At 74.0% G+C, this 23,913-nt stretch carries 20 protein-coding genes; 5 read left to right on the top strand and 15 right to left on the bottom strand.

Annotated elements, in window-relative coordinates; genetic code table 11:
* Positions 1 to 2: 2 nt before the first annotated feature.
* Positions 3 to 2,219 carry a cache domain-containing protein gene (locus tag AC07BS_RS13090; RefSeq protein ID WP_478932016.1) on the bottom strand — a complete coding sequence of 739 codons (2,217 nt, stop codon included), beginning with the start codon at positions 2,217 to 2,219 and terminating at the stop codon, positions 3 to 5.
* Between the two features lie 167 nt (positions 2,220 to 2,386).
* Positions 2,387 to 3,532 carry a CapA family protein gene (locus AC07BS_RS13085; protein ID WP_478932014.1) on the bottom strand — a complete coding sequence of 382 codons (1,146 nt, stop codon included), beginning with the start codon at positions 3,530 to 3,532 and terminating at the stop codon, positions 2,387 to 2,389.
* Between the two features lie 18 nt (positions 3,533 to 3,550).
* Here AC07BS_RS13085 and AC07BS_RS13080 point away from each other — a divergent pair, with 18 nt between their 5' ends.
* Positions 3,551 to 4,564 carry a hypothetical protein gene (locus AC07BS_RS13080; RefSeq protein ID WP_478932012.1) on the top strand — a complete coding sequence of 338 codons (1,014 nt, stop codon included), beginning with the start codon at positions 3,551 to 3,553 and terminating at the stop codon, positions 4,562 to 4,564.
* Between the two features lie 98 nt (positions 4,565 to 4,662).
* Here AC07BS_RS13080 and AC07BS_RS13075 read toward each other — a convergent pair whose 3' ends face one another.
* The 5 genes from AC07BS_RS13075 to AC07BS_RS13055 all read right to left on the bottom strand — a co-directional run bounded on the left by AC07BS_RS13075 (position 4,663) and on the right by AC07BS_RS13055 (position 11,111).
* Entirely contained in the window at positions 4,663 to 6,789 is a 2,127-nt protein-coding gene (locus AC07BS_RS13075; RefSeq protein ID WP_478640617.1) for a 3-hydroxyacyl-CoA dehydrogenase NAD-binding domain-containing protein, read from the bottom strand.
* Positions 6,786 to 8,003, bottom strand: coding sequence for a thiolase family protein (locus AC07BS_RS13070; RefSeq protein WP_478640614.1), 1,218 nt, complete (start codon positions 8,001 to 8,003; stop codon positions 6,786 to 6,788). Before AC07BS_RS13070 ends, AC07BS_RS13075 begins: the two co-directional genes overlap by 4 nt.
* Before the next feature lie 224 nt (positions 8,004 to 8,227).
* A complete protein-coding gene (locus AC07BS_RS13065; protein WP_478640612.1) occupies positions 8,228 to 9,505 on the bottom strand; it encodes an HRDC domain-containing protein in 1,278 nt (425 codons plus the stop codon).
* 77 nt (positions 9,506 to 9,582) lie between these two features.
* Entirely contained in the window at positions 9,583 to 10,242 is a 660-nt protein-coding gene (locus AC07BS_RS13060; RefSeq protein WP_071963467.1) for a response regulator transcription factor, read from the bottom strand.
* Between the two features lie 203 nt (positions 10,243 to 10,445).
* Positions 10,446 to 11,111 (bottom strand): DUF3000 domain-containing protein, encoded by a 666-nt coding sequence (locus AC07BS_RS13055; RefSeq protein WP_478932009.1) that lies wholly within the window; start codon positions 11,109 to 11,111, stop codon positions 10,446 to 10,448.
* Positions 11,112 to 11,202: 91 nt separating this feature from the next.
* Between AC07BS_RS13055 and hemE the strand changes: the two genes are divergently transcribed.
* A complete protein-coding gene (gene hemE, locus AC07BS_RS13050) occupies positions 11,203 to 12,267 on the top strand; it encodes a uroporphyrinogen decarboxylase (protein ID WP_478932007.1) in 1,065 nt (354 codons plus the stop codon).
* A gap of 74 nt (positions 12,268 to 12,341) precedes the next feature.
* Here the strand turns inward: hemE and AC07BS_RS13045 are convergent, their stop codons facing one another.
* The 4 genes from AC07BS_RS13045 to AC07BS_RS13030 all read right to left on the bottom strand — a co-directional run bounded on the left by AC07BS_RS13045 (position 12,342) and on the right by AC07BS_RS13030 (position 16,332).
* Complete coding sequence (locus AC07BS_RS13045; RefSeq protein WP_478932005.1) at positions 12,342 to 13,739, bottom strand: FAD-dependent oxidoreductase; 1,398 nt, start codon at positions 13,737 to 13,739, stop codon at positions 12,342 to 12,344.
* 51 nt (positions 13,740 to 13,790) lie between these two features.
* Positions 13,791 to 14,309, bottom strand: coding sequence for a peptidase associated/transthyretin-like domain-containing protein (locus tag AC07BS_RS13040; protein WP_478932003.1), 519 nt, complete (start codon positions 14,307 to 14,309; stop codon positions 13,791 to 13,793).
* Positions 14,310 to 15,044, bottom strand: a complete 735-nt coding sequence (gene pcaH, locus AC07BS_RS13035) for a protocatechuate 3,4-dioxygenase subunit beta (protein WP_478640598.1) — start codon at positions 15,042 to 15,044, stop codon at positions 14,310 to 14,312. It lies immediately after the preceding gene.
* Positions 15,045 to 15,138: 94 nt separating this feature from the next.
* Complete coding sequence (locus AC07BS_RS13030; protein WP_478640595.1) at positions 15,139 to 16,332, bottom strand: thiolase family protein; 1,194 nt, start codon at positions 16,330 to 16,332, stop codon at positions 15,139 to 15,141.
* A gap of 141 nt (positions 16,333 to 16,473) precedes the next feature.
* Here AC07BS_RS13030 and hemG point away from each other — a divergent pair, with 141 nt between their 5' ends.
* On the top strand, positions 16,474 to 17,919 hold the full coding sequence (hemG, locus tag AC07BS_RS13025; protein ID WP_478932000.1) for a protoporphyrinogen oxidase: 1,446 nt from the start codon (positions 16,474 to 16,476) through the stop codon (positions 17,917 to 17,919).
* A gap of 4 nt (positions 17,920 to 17,923) precedes the next feature.
* A complete protein-coding gene (hemQ, locus tag AC07BS_RS13020; RefSeq protein WP_478931998.1) occupies positions 17,924 to 18,637 on the top strand; it encodes a hydrogen peroxide-dependent heme synthase in 714 nt (237 codons plus the stop codon).
* A 109-nt stretch (positions 18,638 to 18,746) separates the two neighbouring features.
* Here hemQ and AC07BS_RS13015 read toward each other — a convergent pair whose 3' ends face one another.
* The 3 genes from AC07BS_RS13015 to AC07BS_RS13005 form a co-directional block, all read right to left on the bottom strand.
* The gene (locus tag AC07BS_RS13015; protein ID WP_478640586.1) at positions 18,747 to 20,309 is read right to left on the bottom strand and encodes an alpha/beta hydrolase; all 1,563 of its coding nucleotides are present in this window, start codon (positions 20,307 to 20,309) and stop codon (positions 18,747 to 18,749) included.
* Positions 20,310 to 20,479: 170 nt separating this feature from the next.
* Positions 20,480 to 21,193 carry a DUF1996 domain-containing protein gene (locus tag AC07BS_RS13010; RefSeq protein ID WP_478932115.1) on the bottom strand — a complete coding sequence of 238 codons (714 nt, stop codon included), beginning with the start codon at positions 21,191 to 21,193 and terminating at the stop codon, positions 20,480 to 20,482.
* 324 nt (positions 21,194 to 21,517) lie between these two features.
* Positions 21,518 to 22,276 carry a DUF4142 domain-containing protein gene (locus AC07BS_RS13005; RefSeq protein WP_478931996.1) on the bottom strand — a complete coding sequence of 253 codons (759 nt, stop codon included), beginning with the start codon at positions 22,274 to 22,276 and terminating at the stop codon, positions 21,518 to 21,520.
* Between the two features lie 365 nt (positions 22,277 to 22,641).
* Between AC07BS_RS13005 and AC07BS_RS13000 the strand changes: the two genes are divergently transcribed.
* A complete protein-coding gene (locus AC07BS_RS13000) occupies positions 22,642 to 23,331 on the top strand; it encodes a nuclease-related domain-containing protein (RefSeq protein WP_478640577.1) in 690 nt (229 codons plus the stop codon).
* Positions 23,332 to 23,351: 20 nt separating this feature from the next.
* On the opposite strand, the gene AC07BS_RS12995 is transcribed toward AC07BS_RS13000, so the two are convergent.
* Positions 23,352 to 23,753, bottom strand: a complete 402-nt coding sequence (locus AC07BS_RS12995) for a BlaI/MecI/CopY family transcriptional regulator (protein ID WP_478931994.1) — start codon at positions 23,751 to 23,753, stop codon at positions 23,352 to 23,354.
* Positions 23,754 to 23,913 lie beyond the last annotated feature (160 nt).

Below are 23,913 nucleotides of genomic sequence, written 5' to 3'. Positions count from 1 at the left end.
GGTCAGTTCCTTCCGGCCGTCGGCCGCTCGGCGCTCGCGCGCAGCCGCTGCCGGATGAGTTCGAGGTTCCGCACGACCGCGCCGACCTCGTCGTGGTGCTGCGGGAAGAGCACCGTCCTGCGGTCGCCGCCGGCCAGCGCCTCGGCCCGGTCGGCCAGGGCGTGGAGAGGGCGGATGACGATGATGTAGAGCCAGCCCAGGCAGGCCACGGCGGCGGTCAGGCCGAGCAGCCCGGCGAGCATGGTGCGCCGCTGGGCGCTGTACTCGGGCAGCTCCAGCCAGGAGGTCGGCTGGGAGCTCACGACCTGCCAGTCGAGGTCCTTGACCGCGCCGCCGCCGGTGAAGGGCGCGGCGGCCGCGATGTCGGAGGAGGAGCCGCTGCGGTGGAGGACGGCGGTGCCGGACGACTTCTCGGTGTGCTTGCGGGCGGTGACCGCGAGGTCGTCGAGGTGTCCGCCGGGCAGCTTGGAGAAGGCCCGGAAGCCGTGGGCGCGGTCGGCGGCGACGATGCGGTGGCCCTTGTCGATCAGCCACACCTGGCCCAGGCCGGGCCGGGTGACCAGGGAGATGAGGAACTGCGGGTCGTACTCGCCGACCACCGCGCGGTCCTTGCTGCCGGGCACGGCCGCGTAGGCCGCGACGGCCGGCTCCTTGCCCGAGGTGTTGAGCTGGACGACGGCGTCGGCGTGCGGGGGCTTGCCGCCCGGGTGGTGGGGCGCGTCCCCGGCCCGGGAGAGGACCTTGCCCGCCCCGTCGATGACGTAGACGGACCGGTAGCGGCCGTGTTCACGCAGGGTCTTGTCGAGGACGGCCTTCTCGGCGCCCTCCGCGGTCTTCCCGCCGGCCAGGGTCTGGGCGACGGAGGCCACGTCGGCCCAGCCCTCGTTGAGCGCCTTGCGGACGCGGTCGGAGGCGGTGTCGGTGCGCCGGCGCTGGTCGTCGACGAGCTGCTGGGGTACGGACACGGTGGCGCCGGCGCGGTTGACGAGCAGCAGCAGCGGGCCGGCCCAGGCGAGCAGGACCAGGGCGCAGACGGCGACGGTGGCCGTGGCGCCGAAGCCGCCGCGGGCCCGGCCGGTGCGGGTGGGGCGGCCGCCGAGCAGCTGGCGGCGCAGGCTCTCCAGCGCGGCGCCGGTGCGGGCCGCCTCGCGGCCGGTGAAGCGCTCCACCGGGCGGTCGAGCTCACCGCGGGCGAGGCGGCGGCTCTCCAGGTAGAGGCGGAGCAGCGGCCGCTGGACGGTGCGCAGCAGCACCCAGCCGACCAGCAGGGCGAGGACGAGGAGGACGCCGGCGGCGACGAGGCCGAAGGCCTGGGTGCGGACGACGGCCGGGTCCTCGGTGACGTCGACCGAGGTGATCACCGAGAGGCCGAGGGTGCCGGCGGCGCTGGTCTCGCCGGGGGTGCGGCCGGCGGCGGCGTAGCCCACGGCCGTACGGACGTCGCCGCGCTTGTCGCCCATGAGGTGGCCGCTGGCGCCGGGGTGGCCGCTGCCGGCCTCGGGTGTCTTCGCGGACTGGGCGGCGGCGGTCCTGCGGGCGTTCTTGGCCCAGGCCTTGCGGGCGACCGACGGGCCGTCGCTGGCCAGGACGGTGCCGGCGGAGTCGACGACCAGCAGGGAGCGGTCCTCGCCGGAGGAGATGCCGGGGACGTTGAGGGTGCCGGAGGCGACGAGGAGCCGGGGGGCCGAGGCGCCGGGGAGGGCGGCGACGACGAGCATGCGGGTGTCGCCGGAGGGGAGCTTGACCAGGCGGGGGCCGAGCGGGTCGGCCTCCTTGCCGTCCTCGCCCTTCTTCCCGCCCTTGCTCTTGATGATCGTGTCGAGCGGGATGTTCTCGCCGCGGGCGGCGAGCAGGGTGCCGCCGGCCGGGTCGATGACGGCGGTGCCGCGCCACTTGTTGTAGACCTTGCCGAGCCGGTCGAGGACGTCGTCGGGGTCGGAGCCGGCGTAGACGGCGGCGGCCCGCTGGATGTCGGTGATGCTCTCGTCGAGCGAGGCGCGCAGCGACAGGGCGCCGTCCTCGGCGACGTGCTGCTGAGAGGTGAGGACGGCCGTGTCGATCGCGGACCGGTCGCGGTCGCCGAGCACGAGGGCGGTGGTGCCCGCCACGGCCAGCAGCAGGGCGAGCAGGGCGGCTATGGGAGGCCGGGCACCGCCCAGCAGGGGCATGTCGGCGCGGCGGCGGACCTTGCGACGGCGGGTGCCGCGCGAAGCGGACAACAGTCTTCCTCTCGGTCGCGGCACGCGGGGCACACCGGGACCACGGGGTTCCTGAACAGTCGGCCGCACTGCGTCATTGAAGGTCAATCGATCGGATTGTAGGCAAATTCTAAAGTCTTGCCAAAAGGGATTGTGTGGCCACGGTCAAATCCGGCCTTTTGGCGTCACTATTCGGAAAGGGTGAGCGGACGCAATCCGTCGTCCTCCGCGCCGCGATTGAGGACGATGCCGCGCGTACGCTCGAAGGCCGTCCGATAGCGCGCCCGCCGCTTCGCGGTGAGGTCCTCCCGGCGCAGCGCGGCCCCCACGTCCACCAGCCGGATCTTCGGCTCGAGCTCCACCAGGGTCGGGACGAAGCGGGCGTCCTTCACCGACCACTTGCCGTTTCTCCTGCCGAACTCGAACCAGCCCATCACCCCCTCCTCGGTGATGCCGACCGGCTCCGCGTGCCGCGCCACCTGATTGCCCAGACCGTAGGCCACCCACGTGTCCCCGACCTTCTCGAAGGGCTGCACCACATGCGCGTGGTGCCCGATCACCAGGTCGATGCCGGTCTTGTCGGCGATCCGCTTCGCCATCCGCAGCTGGCTCTTGCTCGCCTCGTTGTGGCCCTCCCGGCCCCAGTGGACGCTGGCGATCACCACCTCGGCGCCGGCGGCCCGCGCCGCCTTCTCGTCGGCCGCCATCCGCTTGAGATCGATCTCGTTGACCAGCCACGGCTTGTCCTTGGGCACGGTCGTGTCGTTGAAGCCGTACGCGTACGACAGCTGCGCCACCTTCACCCCCTTCACGTCGAGGATGTTCGGGGTGGCCGCCTCCTTCGCGCTGCGCGCCGAGCCGGTGTGCTTCAGCCCCGCCGCGTCGAGCGTGTCCAGGGTGCGCTTCACGGCCTCGGGGCCGTGGTCGAGGGTGTGGTTGGAGGCCGTCGAGCAGGTGTCGTAGCCGATGTCCTTGAGCGTCCCGGCTATCTGCGGCGGCACGCTGAACTTCCGGTAGCCGAGAAAGGGCCCCTTGGGATCGGCCATGACCGTCTCCAGGTGGCACACGGCCAGGTCCGCCTTGCTCACCACCGGCTTGACGCCGGCCATGACGGCGGCGAAATCCGGGCCCGGCCGGCCCGCCGCCGCGGCGTCCTTCCGGGCCTGATCCGTGATCTCCGGATGGATCAGGATGTCGCCGCCCGCGGCCAGTGTGAACGACGCCTCATCGACGCCGTCGTCGTCACTGAGGTAGAGATATCCCGTCGTGGTCACGGCGAGGAGAGCCGCGGCGGCCAGGGCGGGGACGAGACGGCGGCGGGGGAAGCGCTTCACCGGGGTATTTTTACCGACATGAGGCTCAAGCCGGTAATCACCGTTCCCGCCGTCTCCGTGCTGCTCGGCGCGGTGACGCTGGCCGGGTGCGCCGGACTGGCCGGCTGCGCGAAGAGCGACGGCGGCGGCCACGGCCGTACGACCGCGGACGGCGCGGCCCGGCACACGGCCCCGCCCGACCCCGCCGGCTCGGTCGACCTCGGCGCCTGGATCACGTCCTTCACCGACCGCATCACGCAGGGCGGACAGTACCGGATCCCCGCCCCGGCGGACCGGCGGGCCATCGCCGACGGCGTCCGCCTGCTCCTCGACGGCGACCACGCCGCCGCCGAACGCTCCCTGGCCCGGGCCGGCTACACCGTACGCACCCTCGTCGACCGCGACGGCGGCCGGGAGTTCGCCGAGATCGCCGACGCCACCCGGGACGGCGAGACCACCCGCGGCTGGGGCCGGATCTACGTCGACCTGCGCGGACCCGTCCGCTGGTCGGTCCAGGTCCCCCACCCCGCCGCCGACCAGCGCTCCGAGCAGCTCGGCATCGGGCTGCTGCGCAGCGCCCCCGGTGGCGTGCTGGTCCTGGCGGGCGCCCACCGCGCCGCCGGCGCCGACCCGGGCAGCGACGGGAGCGAGGAGGGCTCCGGCCCCGCCGACGTCGCCCACCGCTCCGACTCGGTCTTCGCCACCGTGTCCGCCACGCTGGCCGACCGCCGCCTGCCCGCCGTCCAGGTCCACGGCTTCGCCGACAGCAGCCTGCCGGACCACGACGTGGTCGTCTCACCCGGCAAGGGTGACGCGGGGCTGCCGGCGGCACGACGGCTGGCGTCCGGCCTGCGTAAACAGAAGCTGCGGGTGTGCGAGGTGTGGCAGCGGTACTGCGGGCGGCTGGAGGGACGCACGAATGTGGAGGGGGACCATGCGGATGCGGCGGGCGTGCCGTTTTTGCATGTGGAGCACAGCCGGACCGTGCGGCTGAGCGACGAGCTGGTGGCGAGGGTGGTACGGGCCCTGGCGGAGGTCGCGCGGCGGTGGTGACCGGGGCCCGATTCAGCCCGGCCGGCGCTTGAGGCCTTACGGGAAGGGGCGGGGTGGGGGACAAAGCCCCCGACCCCGCCCCGCCGTGGTATCCGCGGCTACGCCGGGACGCTCGCCACGCCCTCGGCCAGGAAGCGGCGCCCGATGGCGCGCTCCGTGATGCCCTCGCGGTCCAGGTACGGCGTGATGCCGCCCAGGTGGAAGGGCCAGCCCGCGCCGGTGATCAGGCACAGGTCGATGTCCTGGGCCTCGGCGACGACGCCCTCGTCGAGCATCAGGCCGATCTCCTGCGCGACGGCCTCCAGGACGCGGTCCCGGACCTGCTCCTCCGTCAGGACGCTGTCGCCCTGCACCAGCAGCGCCGCGACCTCCGGGTCCAGCTCCGGCTTGCCGGAGTCGTAGACGTAGAAGCCGCGCTTGCCGGCCTTGACCACGGCGGCCAGGTTCGGGGAGACCTTGAAGCGGTCGGGGAAGGCGCCGGCCAGCGTCTCGGAGACGTGGAGACCGATCGCCGGGCCGACCAGCTCCAGCAGGACCAGCGGCGACATCGGCAGACCGAGCGGCTCGACGGCCTTCTCGGCCACCGCGACCGGCGTGCCCTCGTCGATGACGTTCTGGATCTCGCCCATGAAGCGGGTCAGGATGCGGTTGACGACGAACGCCGGGGCGTCCTTCACCAGCACCGCGGTCTTCTTCAGCTTCTTGGCGACGCCGAAGGCCGTGGCCAGCGAGGCGTCGTCGGTCTTCTCGCCGCGGACGATCTCCAGCAGCGGGAGGATCGCGACGGGGTTGAAGAAGTGGAAGCCGACGACCCGCTCGGGGTTCTTCAGCTTCGACGCCATCTCGCTGACCGACAGCGAGGAGGTGTTGGTGGCCAGGATGGTGTGCGCCGGCACGACCGCCTCGACCTCGGCGAACACCTGCTGCTTGACGCCCATCTCCTCGAAGACGGCCTCGATGACGAAGTCCGCGTCGCCGAAGGCGGCGGCCTTGTCCAGCGAGCCGGTCACCGCGGCCTTGAGGCGGTTGGCCTTGTCCTGGTTGATGCGGCCCTTGCCGAGCAGCTTGTCGATCTCGCCGTGGACGTACGCCACGCCCTTGTCGACGCGCTCCTGGTCGATGTCGGTCAGCACGACCGGCACCTCCAGGCGGCGGGCGAACAGCAGCGCCAGCTGGGAGGCCATCAGACCGGCGCCGACGACGCCGACCTTGTTGACCGGGCGGGCCAGCGACTTGTCCGGGGCACCGGCGGGGCGCTTGCCGCGCTTCTGCACCAGGTTGAAGGCGTAGATGCCGCTGCGCAGCTCGCCGCCCATGATCAGGTCCGCGAGGGCCTGGTCCTCGGCGTCGAAGCCCTGGCGCAGGTCGCCGTTCTTGGCGGCGGCGATGATGTCCAGCGCGCGGTAGGCGGCCGGAGCGGCGCCGTGCACCTTGGAGTCGGCGATGAGACGGCCGCGCTCGACGGCCCGGTCCCAGGCCTCGCCGCGGTCGATCTCGGCCCGGACGACCTCGGTGTCGCCCTTGAGGACGGAGGCCGTCCACAGCAGCGACTGCTCCAGGAAGTCGGCGCCCTCGAAGATCGCGTCGGCGATGCCGAGCTCGAAGACCTGCTTGCCGCGCAGCTGCTTGTTCTGGTTGAGCGAGTTCTCGATGATCACCGAGACCGCGCGGTCCGCGCCGATGAGGTTCGGCAGCAGGGCGCAGCCGCCCCAGCCCGGGACGAGACCCAGGAAGACCTCGGGCAGGGAGAAGGCGGGGATCGCCTTGGAGACGGTGCGGTAGGTGCAGTGGAGACCGACCTCGACACCGCCGCCCATGGCCGCGCCGTTGTAGTACGCGAAGGTCGGCACGGCCAGCGAGGCCAGACGCTTGAAGACGTCGTGGCCGCCCTTGCCGATGGCCAGCGCGTCCTCGTGGCGCTTGAGCAGCTCGACGCCCTTGAGGTCGGCGCCGACGGCGAAGATGAACGGCTTGCCGGTGATGCCGGCGCCGACGATCTCGCCGGCCGCGGCCTCGGCCTCGACCTGGTCGATCGCGACGTTCAGGTTCGCCAGCGACTTCGGGCCGAAGGTGGTCGGCTTGGTGTGGTCGAAGCCGTTGTCCAGCGTGATCAGCGCGAACCGGCCGGCCCCGGGGAGGTCCAGGTGACGCACGTGCGCCTGGGTGACGACCTCGTCGGGGAACAGCTCGGCCGCACCCTTCAGCAGCTCTGCGGTGGTGCTCACTTGTCCCCCTCGAAGTGCGGGTTCTCCCAGATGACCGTGCCGCCCATGCCGAAGCCGACGCACATGCTGGTGATGCCGTAACGGACGTGCGGCTGCTCCTCGAACTGCCGCGCGAGCTGGGTCATCAGGCGGACGCCCGACGAGGCCAGCGGGTGACCGAAGGCGATGGCGCCGCCGTACTGGTTGACGCGCGGGTCGTCGTCGGCGATGCCGTAGTGGTCCAGCAGCGAGAGCACCTGGACGGCGAAGGCCTCGTTGATCTCGAACAGACCGATGTCGTCGATCGTCAGACCGGCCTTGGCCAGGGCCTTCTCGGTGGCCGGGACCGGGCCGATGCCCATGACCTCGGGCTCCACGCCGGCGAAGGCGTACGAGACCAGGCGCATCTTGATCGGCAGGCCCAGCTCGCGGGCGACGTCCTCGGCCGCGATCAGGGAGGCGGTGGCACCGTCGTTCAGACCGGCCGCGTTGCCCGCGGTGACCCGGCCGTGCGGGCGGAACGGCGTCTTCAGACCCGCCAGGTTCTCCAGCGTGGTGCCCGGGCGCATCGGCTCGTCGGTGGTGGCCAGGCCCCAGCCCGTCTCGCCGCCCTCGGGCGACGTGCGGCGCACGGAGATCGGCACCAGGTCGGCCTGGATCTTGCCGTCGGCGTAGGCCTTGGCGGCCTTCTCCTGGCTGCGCACCGCGTACTCGTCCGCGCGCTGCTTGGTGAGGTGCGGCAGGCGGTCGTGGAGGTTCTCGGCGGTCATGCCCATGAAGAGGGCCGACTCGTCGACCAGCTTCTCCGAGACGAAGCGCGGGTTGGGGTCCACGCCCTCGCCCATGGGGTGGCGGCCCATGTGCTCGACGCCGCCGGCGAGGGCGATGTCGTAGGCACCCAGGGCGACGCCACCGGCGACCGAGGTCACGGCGGTCATGGCGCCGGCGCACATGCGGTCGATGGAGTAGCCGGGCACGGACTGCGGGAGGCCCGCGAGGATGCCGGCGGTGCGGCCCAGGGTCAGGCCCTGGTCACCGATCTGCGTCGTCGCGGCGATGGCGACCTCGTCGATCCGGGCCGGGTCGAGGTCCGGGTTGCGGCGCAGCAGCTCCCGGATGCACTTGACGACCAGGTCGTCGGCGCGGGTCTCGTGGTAGATGCCCTTCGGGCCCGCCTTGCCGAACGGGGTGCGGACGCCGTCGACGAAGACGACGTCCCTAGCGGTACGAGGCACGTTGGCTCTCCTCCAGGTACGGATCGCTGCGCGTGCGGGCATGCCGATACGGCTCCGCCGCGGTGCGGGCTGACATCCGTCATGCTACTTGCGGGTAACCATGCTGCCCAGACCCTTCGGCGGGAGCGGCGAAGGTCACATTCCGTCCCCGGGGCTCCGCCCCGGACCCCGGTCCTCAAACGCCGGACGGGCTGGATTTCTCCAGCCCGTCCGTAGGAGCCGACTCAGCCCGTCGTCTCCGTCAGCGCCTTCACCAGGCCCGGTGTCACCTGCTCCACCTGCCACGGGCGCGCCCCGTGCGCGGTGAGGGTCTCCGCCACCGCCTCCGGCGTCGGGTTCCGCGGCGGCTCCCAGCACAGGCGGCGGACCGTGTCGGGGGTGATCAGGTTCTCCTGCGGCATGGTGAGCCGCTCGGCGATCTCGGTGACGGCCGCGCGGGCGGCCGTCAGGCGGGCGGCGGCCACCGGGTCCTTGTCGGCCCAGGCGCGCGGCGGGGGCGGGCCGGTCAGCGGCTGGCCGGGCTGGGGCAGTTCGGCCTCGGGCAGCGCGCGGGCGCGGTCGACGGCGGTCTGCCACTGCTCCAGCTGCTTGCGGCTCATGCGGTGCCCGAAGCCGGGCAGGGCGGCGAGCGCTTGGGCGTTCGGCGGCATGTTCAGGGCGGCCTCGATGATCGCTCCGTCGCCGAGCACCTTGCCGGGGGAGACGTCGCGCCGCTGGGCGATGTGGTCGCGCGCGGTCCACAGCTCGCGCACCACGGCCATCTGGCGGCGCCGGCGCACCTTGTGCATGCCGGAGGTGCGGCGCCACGGGTCCTTGCGGGGCGGGGCGGGCGGCGCGGAGGCGATGGCGTCGAACTCCTGGCGTGCCCACTCCAGCTTGCCCTGCCGGTCCAGCTCGGTCTCCAGCGCGTCGCGCAGGTCGACCAGCAGCTCCACGTCCAGGGCGGCGTAGCGCAGCCACGGCTCGGGCAGCGGGCGGGTGGACCAGTCCACGGCGGAGTGGCCCTTCTCCAGGGCGTATCCCAGGACGTTCTCGACCATGGCGCCGAGGCCGACGCGGGCGAAGCCGGCGAGGCGTCCGGCGAGCTCGGTGTCGAAGATCCGCCGCGGGGTCATCCCTATCTCGCGCAGACAGGGCAGGTCCTGGGTGGCGGCGTGCAGCACCCACTCGGCGTCGGCGACGGCCTCGCCCAGGGCGGACAGGTCGGGGCAGCCCACCGGGTCGATCAGGGCGGTCCCGGCACCCTCGCGGCGCAGCTGCACCAGGTAGGCGCGCTGGCCGTAGCGGTAGCCGGAGGCACGCTCGGCGTCGACGGCGACGGGGCCGCGGCCCGCGGCGAAGGCCGCGACCACGGCGGCGAGCCCCTCGGCGTCGGCGACGACCGGGGGGATGCCCTCACGTGGCTCCAACAGGGGGATCGGCGCCGAATCGACGTCGTCCGGGGGGCCGCCCCCGGTGGTTCGCAGTGCGGTGTCTTCTGCGGTCTCTTGGGCGTCGGTCACCGGTCAAGGGTATCCGTGGATGGCAAGCGCCCGTCGCCGGAACGTTCCGGCGACGGGCGCGGCGGCCGCGGGGGCGGTCAGTGGATGATGCCGGTGCGCAGTGCCACGGCCACCATTCCGGCCCGGTCGCCCGTGCCGAGCTTGCGCGCGATGCGGGCGAGGTGGCTCTTGACGGTGAGTGCCGAGAGGCCCATGGAGACGCCGATGGCCTTGTTGGACTGGCCCTCCGCAACCAGCCGCAGGACCTCGACCTCGCGTCCGGACAGCTCGCGGTAGCCACCGGGGTGACCGGGGGCGCCGGGCGGGCGCCGCTGCATCCGGGCGGCGGCGGACCCGATGGGGGCGGCACCGGGGCGGCCCGGGACGCCGAGGTTGGTGCGGGTGCCGGTGACGACGTAGCCCTTGACGCCGCCGGCGAGGGCGTTGCGTACGGCGCCGATGTCGTCGGCGGCGGACAGGGCCAGACCGTTGGGCCAGCCGGCCGCGCGGGTCTCGGAGAGCAGGGTCAGGCCGGAGCCGTCGGGAAGGTGGACGTCTGCCACGCAGATGTCGCGCGGGCTGCCGATGCGCGGCCGGGCCTCCGCGATGGACGACGCCTCGATCACGTCGCGTACGCCCAGCGCCCACAGGTGGCGTGTGACGGTGGAGCGGACGCGGGGGTCGGCGACGACGACCATGGCGGTGGGTTTGTTCGGGCGGTAGGCGAGGCTAGCGGGTTGCTCGAGGAGAACGGACACCAGGCCTCCAGTTGGGGGGAGTGGTGGGGACGGGTGCCGACTTGGGGATAAGCCGGGGCGATCCGTACGGGAAGGGTCACAAGGTCCTTCGGCAACGAAACGGTCCGGCTTTAGGGAATGATCACGAATTGGTGAGTAACAATTCGGGCAATTCAGACGGCTGACCGATCATTGTGTGCTTCACCCCGCCACAGAACCCCAGCTCAGCGGCTGTGCGGCCCCCGCCGCTGAGGCAGCGTCACGATGCCCGCCTCCGGCGCCCCGCCCGGTGGCAGCCCCGCGATCTGGCACAGCAGGTCGCACCACGCCGACAGATGCGCCGCCGTGTCCGGCACCTCGTGCCCCGCCGCCCCCCGGCCCTTGGCGGACGCCACCACCGGCGACCACGAGGCCCGGATCTCGATCCGCGTCGAGGGCTCCCGCTCGCGCAGCCCCCCGAAGTAGTGGGACCCCGCCCGCGTCACCGTGCCGCTGATCGCCGCGTACGGCACCCGGCGCGCCTCCAGCGCCCCCGTCAGCCACGACCAGCACACCTCCGGCAGCAGCGGATCCGCCGCCATCTCCGGCTCCAGCTCCGCGTGCACCAGCGTGACCAGCCGGAACGTGCCGCCCCAGGCCTCGTGCCCGGCCGGGTCGTGGAGCAGGATCAGCCGCCCGTCGGCCAGCTCCTCGTCGTCCACCACGACCGCCGCCTCCAGGGCGTACGAGAACGGGGCCAGCCGCTGGGGCGGCGGGGTGGCGTCCAGCTCGATCTCGGGCCGCAGGCGAACCCCTTGCAGCCCCGCGACCGCCTGCCGGAAGACGGACGGGGTGCCCTCCCCATCCGCGTCGTCCGGACCGTCCGAGAGGTGTCCCTGCGCCGCAGCCATGCCCGGAAGACTAGGCGGAACGACCCCCGGTTCCGGGTAGGGACACCCACACGGGCGGGTCACTCGTTCGGCCCGTGCGAAGATTTGGGGCATGAGTGAGCGCAGCCAGCAGCAGACGGGCCGCACCGCGGCACACGATTCGGCCTTCCTCAGGGCCTGCCGCCGCGAATCCGTCCCGCACACCCCGGTCTGGTTCATGCGGCAGGCGGGGCGCTCGCTGCCCGAGTACCGCAAGGTCCGCGAGGGCATCCCCATGCTGGAGTCCTGCATGCGGCCCGAGCTCGTCACCGAGATCACCCTGCAGCCCGTGCGCCGCCACGGCGTCGACGCCGCCATCTTCTTCAGCGACATCGTGGTGCCCCTGAAGGCCATCGGCGTCGACCTCGACATCAAGCCCGGCGTCGGCCCGGTCGTCGAGCGGCCGGTGCGCACCCGCGCCGACCTCGACCGGCTGCGCGCCCTCGACCCCTCCGACGTCCCCTACGTCACCGAGGCCGTCGGCCTGCTCACCGCCGAGCTCGGCGCCACCCCGCTCATCGGCTTCGCCGGCGCGCCCTTCACCCTGGCCAGCTACCTCATCGAGGGCGGCCCGTCGCGCACGTACGAGAACACCAAGGCCATGATGTACGGCGACCCGGAGCTGTGGGCCGACCTGGTCGACCGCCTCGCCGACATCACCGCCGCCTTCCTGCGCGTCCAGATCGAGGCCGGCGCGAGCGCCGTCCAGCTCTTCGACTCCTGGGCCGGCGCCCTCGCCCCCGCCGACTACCGCCGCTACGTCATGCCGGCCTCCCGCAAGGTCTTCGACGCCGTCGCCGGCTACGACGTGCCGCGCATCCACTTCGGCGTCGGCACCGGCGAGCTGCTGGGCCTGATGGGCGAGGCCGGCGCGGACGTCGTGGGCGTCGACTGGCGCGTCTCCCTCGACGAGGCCGCCCGCCGGGTGGGCCCGGGCAAGGCGCTCCAGGGCAACCTGGACCCGGCGGTCCTCTTCGCCCCGCGCGAGGCGGTCGAGGCGAAGGCGGACGAGGTCCTGGCGGCGGCGGCCGGCCTGGAGGGTCACGTCTTCAACCTGGGCCACGGGGTGATGCCGAGCATGGACCCGGACGCCCTCACCCACCTCGTCCAGTACGTGCACGAGCGTACGGCGCGATAGGAGCGCTCCGGCGGTTCCTTCCCCACCCCCGCCCCTTCCCGTGACCGGGGGCTCCGCCCCCGGACCCCCGGGCCTCAATCGCCGGCCGGGCTGGAGGACGCCACCGCTGCCGCGGCCCTGCGGGCCGCGACCAGCACCGGGTCCCAGACCGGGGAGAACGGTGGCGCGTACCCCAGGTCCAGCGCCGTCATCCGTTCCACCGTCATTCCCGCCGTGAGGGCCACCGCCGCGACGTCGACGCGTTTCGCGGCGCCCTCGCGGCCCACGATCTGCGTGCCCAGCAGCCGGCCCGTGCCCCGCTCGGCCAGCATCTTCACCGTCATGGGCCGCGCCCCCGGGTAGTAGCCGGCCCGGCTCGACGACTCGATCGTGGCCGTCACGAAGCGCAGGCCCGCGGCGAGGGCGTCCTTCTCGCGCAGCCCGGTGCGGGCGATCTCCAGGTCGCAGACCTTGCTCACGGCCGTCCCCACCACGCCCGGGAAGGTGGCGTAGCCGCCGCCCACGTTGGTTCCGATCACCTGGCCGTGCTTGTTGGCGTGGGTGCCCAGGGGGACGTGCCGGGTGCGGCCCGCGACCAGGTCGAGGACCTCCACGCAGTCACCCCCCGCCCAGATGTTCTCCTGCCCCCGCACCCGCATCGCCAGATCGGTCAGCAGGCCGCCCGACGCGCCCAGCGGCAGCCCCGCCGCCTCGGCCAGCGTCGTCTCGGGCCGTACCCCCAGGCCCAGCACGACGACGTCCGCCGGGAACTCCCGCTCCCGCGTGGCCACCGCCACGGCCCGGTCGTCCCCGTCGGTGCGGATCGCGGTCACCGCCGTGTCCGTCACCACCTCGATCCCCATGCCGGTCATCGCCTCGCGGACCAGCGCCCCCATGTCCGGATCGAGCGTCGCCATCGGCTGCGCCGACCGCTCCACCACCGTCACCGCGAAGTCCCGCCGGACCAGGGCCTCCGCCATCTCCACCCCGATGTACCCGGCGCCGACGACGACCGCGCGCCGCCCGGGCGCGGCCCCCAGACCCTCGACCAGCGCCCGCCCGTCGTCCAGCGTCTGCACCCCGTGCACCCCGCGCGCCCCGATGCCCGGCAGCGGCGGCCGTACCGGCCGGGCACCCGTGGCCAGCACCAGGTCGTCGTAGCCGTGCCAGGTCTCCTCGCCCGACGCCAGGTCCCGGGCCAGCACCCGCCGGCCGGGCAGGTCCAGCTCGGTCACCTCGGTGCGCAGGCGCAGGTCGATGCCGCGCCGGCGGTGCTCCTCGGGGCTCCGGGCGATCAGCGCGTCCGGGCCGCCGACCACGCCGCCGGCCCAGTACGGGATGCCGCACGCGGAGTAGGAGGAGAAGCCGCCGCGCTCGAACGCGGTGATCGCCAGCCGGTCCGGATCCAGGAGCCGGCGCGCCCGCGACGCGGCGGACATGCCCGCCGCGTCGCCCCCGACGACCACCATCCGCCGCTGCCGCCCTGCCGTCATCGGGCCTCCACTCGCCTCACCGGGCCCCCGCGGCCCACGGTACGGCCCGCGCTACGGGGTGGCACCGAAGCTGAGGAACACCGTCTCCGGATGCTCCTCGTCCCCCCGCAGCCGCACGTCGAAGCGGTACGAGCGCGGCGCGGCCGCGTCGTGGGCCGCCAGGAGGGTGGCGCGCCGCGCGGGGGGCAGGGCGGCGAACAGCGGGTCGTCCTCCGGCGGGCGCAGATAGACACGGGTGAAGAGGTGGTGCGGCAGGCCGCGCGCGAGGAGGCACACCGCGAGGTAGGGCGCCCCGCCCGGCGGCAGGGTACGCAGCGCGTAGTGCCCTTCCCCGTCGGTGGGCACCCGCGCGAAGCCGGTGAAGGCCTCGGGCGGCGAGCCGTCCGGGGCCGTCTGCCAGAACTCCAGCAGGGCGTCCGGCACCGGTGCGCCCAGGCCGTCCAGGACGTAACCGTGGAGGACGACGGCGTCGGGGTGGCCGGCGGGCGCGAGGTCGGCGCCCCCGGGGAAGGGCGGCGTCATCCCGAAGTAGGGCCCGACGGTCTGGGAGGGAGTGGGGCTCAGCGGCATTCAGCGGGCTCCCTTCGCGGGGGCGGGCACGGCGCAGGTGGCGTCCGGGCCGTCCAGCACGATGTCCCAGTGGTAGCCGAGCGAGGACCCCGGCTCGTTGAGGTCGGGGTCGTAGACGGCGACCAGGCGGCGCCGGGCGTCGGCGTCGGCGAGGGCGTTGCGCACCGCGTCGTACGGCAGGAGCGGGTCGTTCGGGAAGTACATCTGGGTGACCAGCCGCTGGGTGAAGGCCGTGCCGAAGAGCGAGAAGTGGAGATGGGCGGGGCGCCACGCGTGCGGGTGGGAGGCCCAGGGGTAGGCGCCGGGCCGGATGGTGGTGAAGCGGTAGCGGCCGGCGGCGTCGGTCAGGCACCGCCCGGTACCCGTGAAGTGGGGGTCGAGCGGGGCCCGGCGGTCGTCCAGTCGGTGGGCGTAGCGGCCGGCGGCGTTGGCCTGCCACAGCTCCACCAGCTGGCCGCGCACCGGACGGCCCCGGCCGTCCAGGACCCGCCCGCTCACCGTGATGCGCTCGCCCAGCGGCTCGCCCGCGTGCTGCCGCGTCAGATCGGAGTCGAAGGGGCCGACGGCGCCGGGGCCGAAGACCGGCCCGGTCAGCTCGACGGCCCCGGGGTCGGGCGCCACCGGCACCGGGGGCTGCCGGGGTCTGCGCTCCACCGCGCCGGTGTAGACCGGGGCCTCACCGAAGCCGCCGCCCCCGGTCCGCTGCCTCTCCCGTGCCGGTCCGTTCGCTGCCATGGACTGGGACTACCCCGCCCGGACGGCCGTGATCCGCGCCGGGGCGGCCGTTATCGGTCAGCTTCCCGGCACCCCGGGCCTCCCGCGCCCGGCGTCAGCGCTCCAGGACCAGCGCCTGCCCCTGCCCGACGCCGATGCACAGCGCCGCCAGCCCCGTGCCCGACCCGGCCGCCGCCAGCTGGTGGGCCACGGCGCCGGTCAGCCGGGCCCCGGAGCAGCCCAGCGGATGGCCGATGGCGATGGCCCCGCCGCGCGGGTTGACCACGGCCGGGTCGAGCTCCGGCCACTCGGCCAGACAACCCAGGGCCTGCGCCGCGAACGCCTCGTTGAGCTCGACGACCGTGAGGTCGGCGAACGTCCGGCCCGCCGTCCGCAGCGCCCGGCGCACCGCCTCGACCGGCGCCAGCCCGTAGAGGTCGGGCTCGATGCCCGTGACGGCCGAGGCCCGCACCCGCGCCAGCGGCTCCCGGCCCACCGCCCGCAGCCCCTCCTCGTCGCACAGCAGAAGGGCCGCGGCGCCGTCGTTCAGCGGGGAGGAGTTGCCCGCCGTGACCGTGCCGCCCTCCGTACGGAACGCCGGCTTCAGCGCGGCCAGCGCCTCCGCCGACGTGGTGTCGCGGATGCACTCGTCACGCGGCAGGTCCACCCCGGGCACCGGCACGACCTCGGCCCCGTACGCCCCGTCCTTCCAGGCCCGGGCCGCCTTCTCATGGCTGGCCAGCGCGAACGCGTCCTGCGCCGCGCGGGTGATGCCGTGCCGGTCGGCGACCCGTTCCGCGCCCTCGCCCAGCGACACCGTCCACCGCGGCGGCATCGCCGGGTTCGTCATCCGCCAGCCCAGCGTCGTGGAGTACAGCTCCTGATGGCCCGCCGGGAAGGCCCGACCGGGCTTGGGCAGGACCCAGGGGGCGCGGCTCATCGACTCCACACCACCGGCGATCATCACCGACGCGTCGCCGACGGCGATCGCCCGGTAGGCCTGTACGACCGCCTCCAGGCCCGAGGCGCACAGCCGGTTGACGGTCGTCCCCGGCACCGTCACCGGCAGCCCGGCCAGCAGCACCGCCATGCGCGCCACGTCGCGGTTCTCCTCGCCCGCGCCGTTGGCGTTGCCGAACACCACGTCGTCGACCCGGGCCGGGTCCAGCTCCGGTGCCCGGGCCACCAGCTCCCGGACGACGTGCGCGGCGAGGTCGTCGGGGCGTACGGCGGACAGCGCGCCGCCGTACTTGCCGACCGGGGTGCGGACGGCGTCGACGATGTACACATCCCGGATGCGGTCGTTCATGGGGTCTCCGTAAACGTTCGGGTGATCGTGTGCGCGCGAGTCTCGGCCGGGCGCCGGACGGTGTCAATGGCCGACGGTGCCCATGACGGTGTCCCCGGGGTGGCCGGGAGGGGCTGAGCAGGGGTCTGACACAGTGGGGCCATGAGCTCAGCACACTCCCCCTCGCGGCATGTGGTGGTCATCGGCGGCGGCATCTCGGGCCTGGCGGCGGCCCACCGATTGCTGGAGGGCGGTGCCCGGGTCACGGTCCTGGAGGCGTCCGGCCGCGTCGGCGGCAAGCTCCACGCCGGGGAGATCGCCGGCACGCCCGTGGACCTGGGCGCCGAGTCGATGCTGGCCCGCCGGCCCGAGGCGGTCGGCCTGGCCCGCGCCGCCGGCCTCGGCGACGCCCTGCGGCCGCCCGCCGCCACCGCCGCGATCTGGACCCGCGGGGAGCTCCGGCCGCTGCCCACCGGCCACATGATGGGCGTGCCCGGCGACCTCGCCGCGCTGGCCGCCTCCGGAGTGCTCTCGCCCGAGGGCCTGGCCCGCGTCGGCCAGGACGCCGAACTGCCGCCCACCGACCTCGGCGAGGACGTCGCCATCGGCGCCTACGTCGCCGAGCGCATGGGCCGCGAGGTCGTCGACCGGCTGGTGGAACCGCTGCTCGGCGGCGTCTACGCCGGCGACGCCTACCGCATCTCGCTGCGCGCCGCCGTGCCCCAGCTCTTCGAGGCCGCCCGCGCCCACGGCACGCTCACCGCCGCCGTCCACGCGCTCCAGGAGCGGGCCGCGGCCGCCCCCCGGCGGACCGGCCCCGTCTTCATGGGCATCGAGGGCGGCGTCGGGCGGCTGCCGCTCGCCGTCGCGGACACGATCCGCGCCCTGGGCGGCGAGATCCGCCTCCACGCCCCGGTCACGGAGGTCGCGCGGCGGGGCGACGGCTGGCTGGTCGAGGTGGCCGGGGAGACGCTGCCGGCCGACGGCGTCGTCGTCGCCGTCCCCGCGCCCGACGCCGCGCGCCTGATCGCCCGCGCCTGCCGCGGCGCGGGGGCCGGCGCCGCCGTCGACGGCCTCACCGAGGTCGAGTACGCCTCCATGGCCCTGGTCACCATGGCCTTCCGCCGCTCCGACGTCCAGGACCGGCTGCAGGGCAGCGGCTTCCTGGTACCGCCCGTCGACGGCCGCACGATCAAGGCCTCCACCTTCTCCAGCAACAAGTGGCGCTGGAACGCCGACGCCGACCCGGACCTCTTCGTGCTGCGTACCTCCGTCGGCCGGTACGGCGACGAGAAGGACCTGGAGCGCCCGGACGCCGAGCTGGTCGCGCTGTCCCTGAAGGACCTCGGCGCCGCCGTGGGCCTGGCGGCCGCGCCGGTGGCCACCCGCGTCACCCGCTGGGACGCCGGCCTGCCGCAGTACCCGGTGGGCCACGGGGCGCGCGTCGCGCGCGTCCGCGAGCACATCGCCCGCCTGCCGGGCCTGCGGCTGTGCGGCGCGGTCCTGGACGGCGTGGGCATCCCCGCGTGCGTCTCCAGCGCGCACCGCGCCGCCGACGAGCTACTGGCCACCCTGGCCGAGGACGCGCGGGACGAGGGGGGAGAATAGGAACATGACTGACGCGCAGAAGATCCCGAACGCCGGCAAGAAGGCCAAGGACCTCAACGAGGTCATCCGCTACACCCTCTGGTCGGTGTTCAAGCTGCGCGACGTGCTGCCGCAGGACCGCGCCGGCTGGGCCGACGAGGTCGAGGAGCTCTTCGCCCAGCTCGCCGAGAAGGACGTCACGATTCGTGGCACGTACGACCTGTCCGGTCTGCGGGCCGACGCGGACGTGATGATCTGGTGGCACTCCGAGACCTCGGACGCCCTCCAGGACGCCTACAACCTCTTCCGCCGCACCCGCCTCGGCCGTGCGCTGGAGCCGGTCTGGTCGAACATGGCGCTGCACCGCCCGGCCGAGTTCAACAAGTCGCACATCCCGGCGTTCCTCGCCGACGAGACGCCGCGCGACTACGTCAGCGTGTACCCCTTCGTGCGCTCGTACGACTGGTACCTGCTGCCCGACGAGGACCGCCGCCGCATGCTCGCCGACCACGGCAAGATGGCCCGCGGCTTCCCGGACGTCCGCGCCAACACGGTCGCCTCGTTCTCGCTGGGCGACTACGAGTGGATCCTGGCCTTCGAGGCGAACGACCTCTACCGCATCGTCGACCTGATGCGGCACCTCCGCGCGTCCGAGGCACGGATGCACGTGCGCGAGGAGGTGCCGTTCTACACGGGTTGCCGTAAGGACGTTGCGGACCTGGTGGCGGGGCTCGCCTGACCCGGCCGGGGGTCCGGGGGTGGTCCCCCGGGAGTTGCAGCACCGGTCGCCGTAAGGACGTGGCGGACCTGGTGGCCGGGCTCGCCTGACCCGTTACGCCGTTACGTCCTTACGTCGTCGCGCGGGGCTCCGGGCGTGGTGCGCAGTACGCGCGCCGGGCCGGGAGCTCGCCGGCGAGCAGGTACCGCTCCAGGTGCCGGTTGACGCAGGGGTTGGGGCCGCCGCCGATGCCGTGGGTGCCGGCGCCGCGCTCGGTGACGAGTGCCGAGCCGCCCAGCCTGCGCTGGAGTTCCAGCGCGCCCTTGTACGGTGTCGCCGCGTCCCGCTCGGCGGCCAGCAGCAGCACCCGCGGCAGGCCCGCCTTCTTGTCGGTCCGTACGTCGAGCGGCTTCTGCCGCGGCCCCTGCCAGAACGCGCACGGCAGGTTCATGAAGGCGTTGCTCCACGTCTCGAACGGGGCCCGGCCGGCGAGCCGGTCGTTGTCGTTCTCCCAGCGCTGCCAGGAGCGCGGCCACGCGGCGTCGTTGCACTCGACGACGGTGTAGACGGCGTTCTCGTTCTCGGCGGCCCGCGCGTTCTCGCGGCCGGGCGCGGCCAGCGCGATCAGCGGCTTCTCGTCGCCGCGCAGATAGGCCGAGAGGGCCTGGGCGTCGCGCGCCCAGTGGCTGTCGGCGTAGCCCGACTTCAGGAACGCGGACTGCATCTGGCCGGGGCCCACCGTGCCGCCCGCGGCCCGCTTGGCGAGCTTCCCGGACGCCTTCTCGTACGAGGCGAGGACCTCCTCCGGGGAGCGGCCCAGGTGGTAGACGGCGTGGTGCCGGGCGACCCAGCGCCGCCAGTCGTACCAGCGCCGTTCGAAGGCGGCCGACTGGTCGAGGTTGTTGCCGTACCAGACCTTGAGCGGGTCGGGGTTGACGATGCTGTCGAAGACCATGCGGCGCACGTGGGTGGGGAACATCTCGGCGTACAGGGCGCCGAAGTAGGTGCCGTACGAGGCGCCCATGTAGGTGAGCTTCTTCTCGCCGAGCGCGGCCCGCAGGACGTCGAGGTCGCGGGCGTTGTTGAGGCTGGTGAAGTGGCGCAGGGCGGCGCCGTTCCGCTTCGCGCAGCCCCGCGCGTAGGCCCGGGCCTTGAGGAGCTGGCGCTTCTTGTAGGCGGCGGAGGGGTGCTGGGGCGCCTCGGTGGGGCCCTTGACGAAGCCGGCCGGGTCCACGCAGGACAGCGGCGCGGAGCGGCCGACGCCGCGGGGGGCGTAGCCGATCAGGTCGTAGGCGTCGCCGATGGCGCGCCACTGCGGGAGCCGGCTGAGCAGCGGGTAGAACATGCCGTTCCCGCCCGGGCCGCCGGGGTTGAAGACGATGGCGCCCTGGCGCTGGTCGTCGTCGCCGGTCGCGCGGGCGCGGCTGACGGTGAGCCGGATGTGCTTGCCGTTGGGGTGGGCGTAGTCCAGCGGGACGGAGACGGTGCCGCACTCGACGGGGTCGGGCAGCCCTTCCACGGCCGGGCAGTCGCCGAAGTCGACGCCCTCGGCGGCGGCCCGGGAGGCGGCGACGGCCACGCCCCGGGCCTCGGCGAGGCCGGGGTCCAGGGCGTGGGCCTGGCCGGCCGGGACGCCGGTGAGCCCGGTGAGGATCAGTGATCCTAGGGTTCCGTACAGGGCTGCTGATCTCACGGGCACATATCCCTTCATATGCAATACGGCAAAAGGGATAATTCGGTCATGCGTTGATGAAGTAAAGCACCGGGTGCGATGTCGGGCGGGAATGCGCCCGAAGGGCCCGCCCCCGGTGCCTCGGGCGGCGGTCGTCCGTGCTCCGCCCGTCGTCCGCCCGTCCCCGCCGGTCAGCCGCAGCGGCGGCCGCTGTTGAGGCAGCGCACCACGGTGTCCATCAGCCGTTCCGGCATGACGTTGGCGAAGTCGGCGTGGTCCGTTGCGGGCTTGCGCAGCTGCTCGGGAAAGCTGTCGACGGCGAAGACCGGGCCCCGCGGAACGCTGTAGGTCAGCTCCATCCGCAGCTGCGGCACGGGCCGGAAGCCGGCGGCGCAGCGGCCGGTCCCGGGGTCGGGGAAGACGAGGTGCGCGCGGTGGTCCCGGCTGTCGGCGTCCCGGCCGTTCCAGCAGCTGGGGAAGTCCAGCAGGCGCACGACCCGGCTGCCGCGCGGGCAGAGCGGGTACGCGTCGGCCAGGTGCCGGCCGGGGACGCCGGTGCAGCCCCAGCGGGCGCGGGCGTTGCCGGGCCCCGCCGTGAAGGCCTTGGCGTCGCCGGTGATCGCCCGGAGCCCGGCCGGCATGGCGCCGACCTTGGCCGACGGGTTGCCGAGGAAGGTGAGCGACGCGCTGTCGGGGGTCAGGACCCGGCCGGTGTTGCCGTCGGTGCCGGCGCCCTTCTCCTTCACCAGGCGCAGCACCGGCCAGAAGTACGCGGACCGGTCGTCCCGGGCGCAGGTGGTGCCGGCGGCACGCAGTGAGGCGTCCGTGGAGAAGGCGTCGGTCGAGAGGTTGCCGACGTAGTCGTGGAGGTGGTGGGCGCCGTTGGTGACGCCCGGGGTGACGATGAAGTTGTCGGGGTTGCGGTGGCCGTTCTCGTTGCGGCCGCAGCGGGCGGTGAAGGTGCCGGTGGAGGCGGTGGGCAGGGTCCGCGGCGGGCGGGCGGGCGTCGGGCCGGGCGCGGCGGATGTCGGTGAAGTCGGCGGGGGAGGGGCCCGCGTGGGCGTGGTCGTCCGGGGCGGCGGCCGCGGCCTCTGCCGGTGGGGTCGTACGGGCGGAGGCGCTGCCGGTCACGGCGGCGAACGCGCCCGCCGAGCCGAGCAGCGCGGCCAGGGTGATGAGGACGAGGTGGGTGGTGCTCAGGCGGCGCCGGTGACTGGCGGCCATGGGAATCAACTCTCCTCGCGGGGGGAGGCGGTGGGGGAGGTGGTCGCGGAGGCGGTCGGGTCCGCGGTGGTGGACGGGGACGCGGGTGCGGGTGGGGTCACGGCGGCCGGCGGTGGTACGGCCCGGGAGGTGGGCGGGGCCGGCGGGGCGGAGCCGGCCGCGAGCGCGTCGAAGTCGACCAGCCCGGTGTCCTCCAGCACCTTCATGTGGTCCAGGACCGTGGTGTTGGCGTCCTCGGCCAGCTCGCGCACCACCGCGTTGCGGGTGCCGGCGCGGATCTGCCCGACGAGGGAGAAGACCCTGCCGTGGGCGAGCCGCAGGATGCCCACGAACTCGCGGTCGTAGGCGTCGCCGTGCGCCGCGCCGAGCCGGGTCAGCCAGCGGCGCTGCTCGGGGTTGGGCCGGCCGGGGAGCTCCAGGCCGAGCCGCCGCGCCACGTCGCGCACATGCTGGTCGAGGGCCGTGTGGCCCTCGACGAGGTGCCGGCCGGCCAGCCGGACGGCGGCCGTGGTGCCGCGGTCGAGGGCTTCCTGGCCGGCCGGGGTCTCCCAGAGCCCGGCCAGCCGGACCCGTTCGACGAAGTCGCGGTCGGCCGCGGACAGCGGGCCGAAGCGGGTGGGGACGGAGCCGGCGGTCGGGTCGGCGGCCGTCGCGGCCACGCCCGTGCCGGTGCGGTCGCGGTACGACCAGAGGGGGAAGAGCAGGGCGGCCACGGTCGCGGCGAGCGCGGTGACGACCAGGCCGGTTCCGGTGAGGGATCGCATGGGGCCTCCTTGTGCGGGACGGCACGCTAGAGGCCCGGAGGTGATCGGCAAGCGGATTCGACGAATCCGTGTGCGGGCGCGCGGCCCCGATTCCCGCTCCGGCCTGCGGTTCGGACCCCGGAGGAAAATCCGGCGGGGGCTGTGGGCCGCGTCACGCTTCGGGCGAACGGGCCCGTGACGGCCGGGTGGATTGATACGTTGCGCGGTTTCGCGCGCCCGGGGCGACGGGGCGCACGCCCGGCGCCCGGGAATGGAGGAGGCCCCGCGATCGGGGGGTCACCGCGGGGCCTCGCCTCATCCAACGGGTGGTCGAATGGGTTGGTTCCCGCACTTCTGCGGCAATATGGCGGGTGGGGGTGATGGGCGTGCGTGAACGACCGGAAGCGAAGAGGGGCGCGAACGGAAAGCGGTACGACCCCGAAAGGCTCTTTCTGCCCCCCGACGACGATCTCGCGCCGAACCGGCCGGGGGAGACCCTGCGGGCCCGGCTCGACGCCTCCCGGGCCGGGCGGCTGCGCCTGGCGTTCGCCCGGCTGCTCGGCCGGCGTCCGGTGGAGGACGGCTGGCGCCGGGCGCTGGCCGCCGAGCAGTTCGTCGGGGCGGAGCTGGAGGGGCTGACGCCGGGTGGCTGGGAGGTGGTGCACTCCATCGTGCTGCCGGGCGACGCGGTGATCCCGCACCTGCTGATCGGCCCCGGCGGCGTGTTCTGCGTCGCGGCCGAACAGATCGGCGGGGCCAGGGTGGAGGTCGACGACTCCTCGGTCACGGTGGCCGGCGAGCGCCGGCCGCTGCCGTACGTCCGCCACGCGCGGCACAGCGCCCAGCGGTCCTCGCTGGTGCTCTCGCGGGGCTGCGGGTTCGCGGTGCCGGTGCTGGCGGTGCTGGTGCTCGTGGGGGCCGCGGGGGTGGACGGCAGGGAGTCGGCGGGGGACGTCAGGGTGCTGCGGGACGAGGAGGTGTCCGGACTGGGCGCGCTGGGCGGGGTGCTGCACCCGGACCGGGTGGACCGCATCCACACGGTCGCCCGCAACCGGCGCGTGTGGCTGAAAGCCTGAAACACACCGGGGCGTCGTGGCTACCAGGGCCCGGGCACGGCCCCGGTCAGCAGGGTGCGCAGCAGGGCCGCGTCCTCGTCGGTCAGCCCGTCCGCGAAGCGGGTGAGCACGACCTCCCGGTTGGCCCGGCCGTCGAGGACCTTGTGCATCCGGCGGGCGGCGAGGCCCGCCTCGTCGGTGAGGGGCGCGTAGGCGTAGGCCCGGCCGCGCGGGGTGCGGGTGAGGATCTCCTTGCCGTGCAGCCGGGACAGGATCGTCACCACCGTGCTGTACGTGAGCTCGCCCGGGAGCGTCGCCTGCACCTCGCGCGGGGTGAGCGGGGTGCCCGCCCGCTGCAGCGCGGCGAGGACCTCGCCCTCCAGGGCGCCACTGGCCCGGCGCCTGCCCTGGCGCACGACGGCGGCGGGGACGGTCGCTGCCATGTCTCTCGGTGATCCTTCTCGCTCAGTCTTCCGATTTCCTCTACATGAGTGTAAAGGGTCCATAAGTCGCTCGGTGAACCTTGGGTAATCTGACTGATCATCAGATTCCGGTTGTGGCAGACTCGCCCCGGAATCGAGCTGTAGAAGCAGCGACGGATGT

The sequence above is a fragment of the Streptomyces sp. NPDC044063 genome, assembly GCF_056434285.1.
The sequence above is the reverse complement of the archived record's forward strand: the minus strand, read 5'-3'. Positions and strand labels throughout refer to the sequence as shown.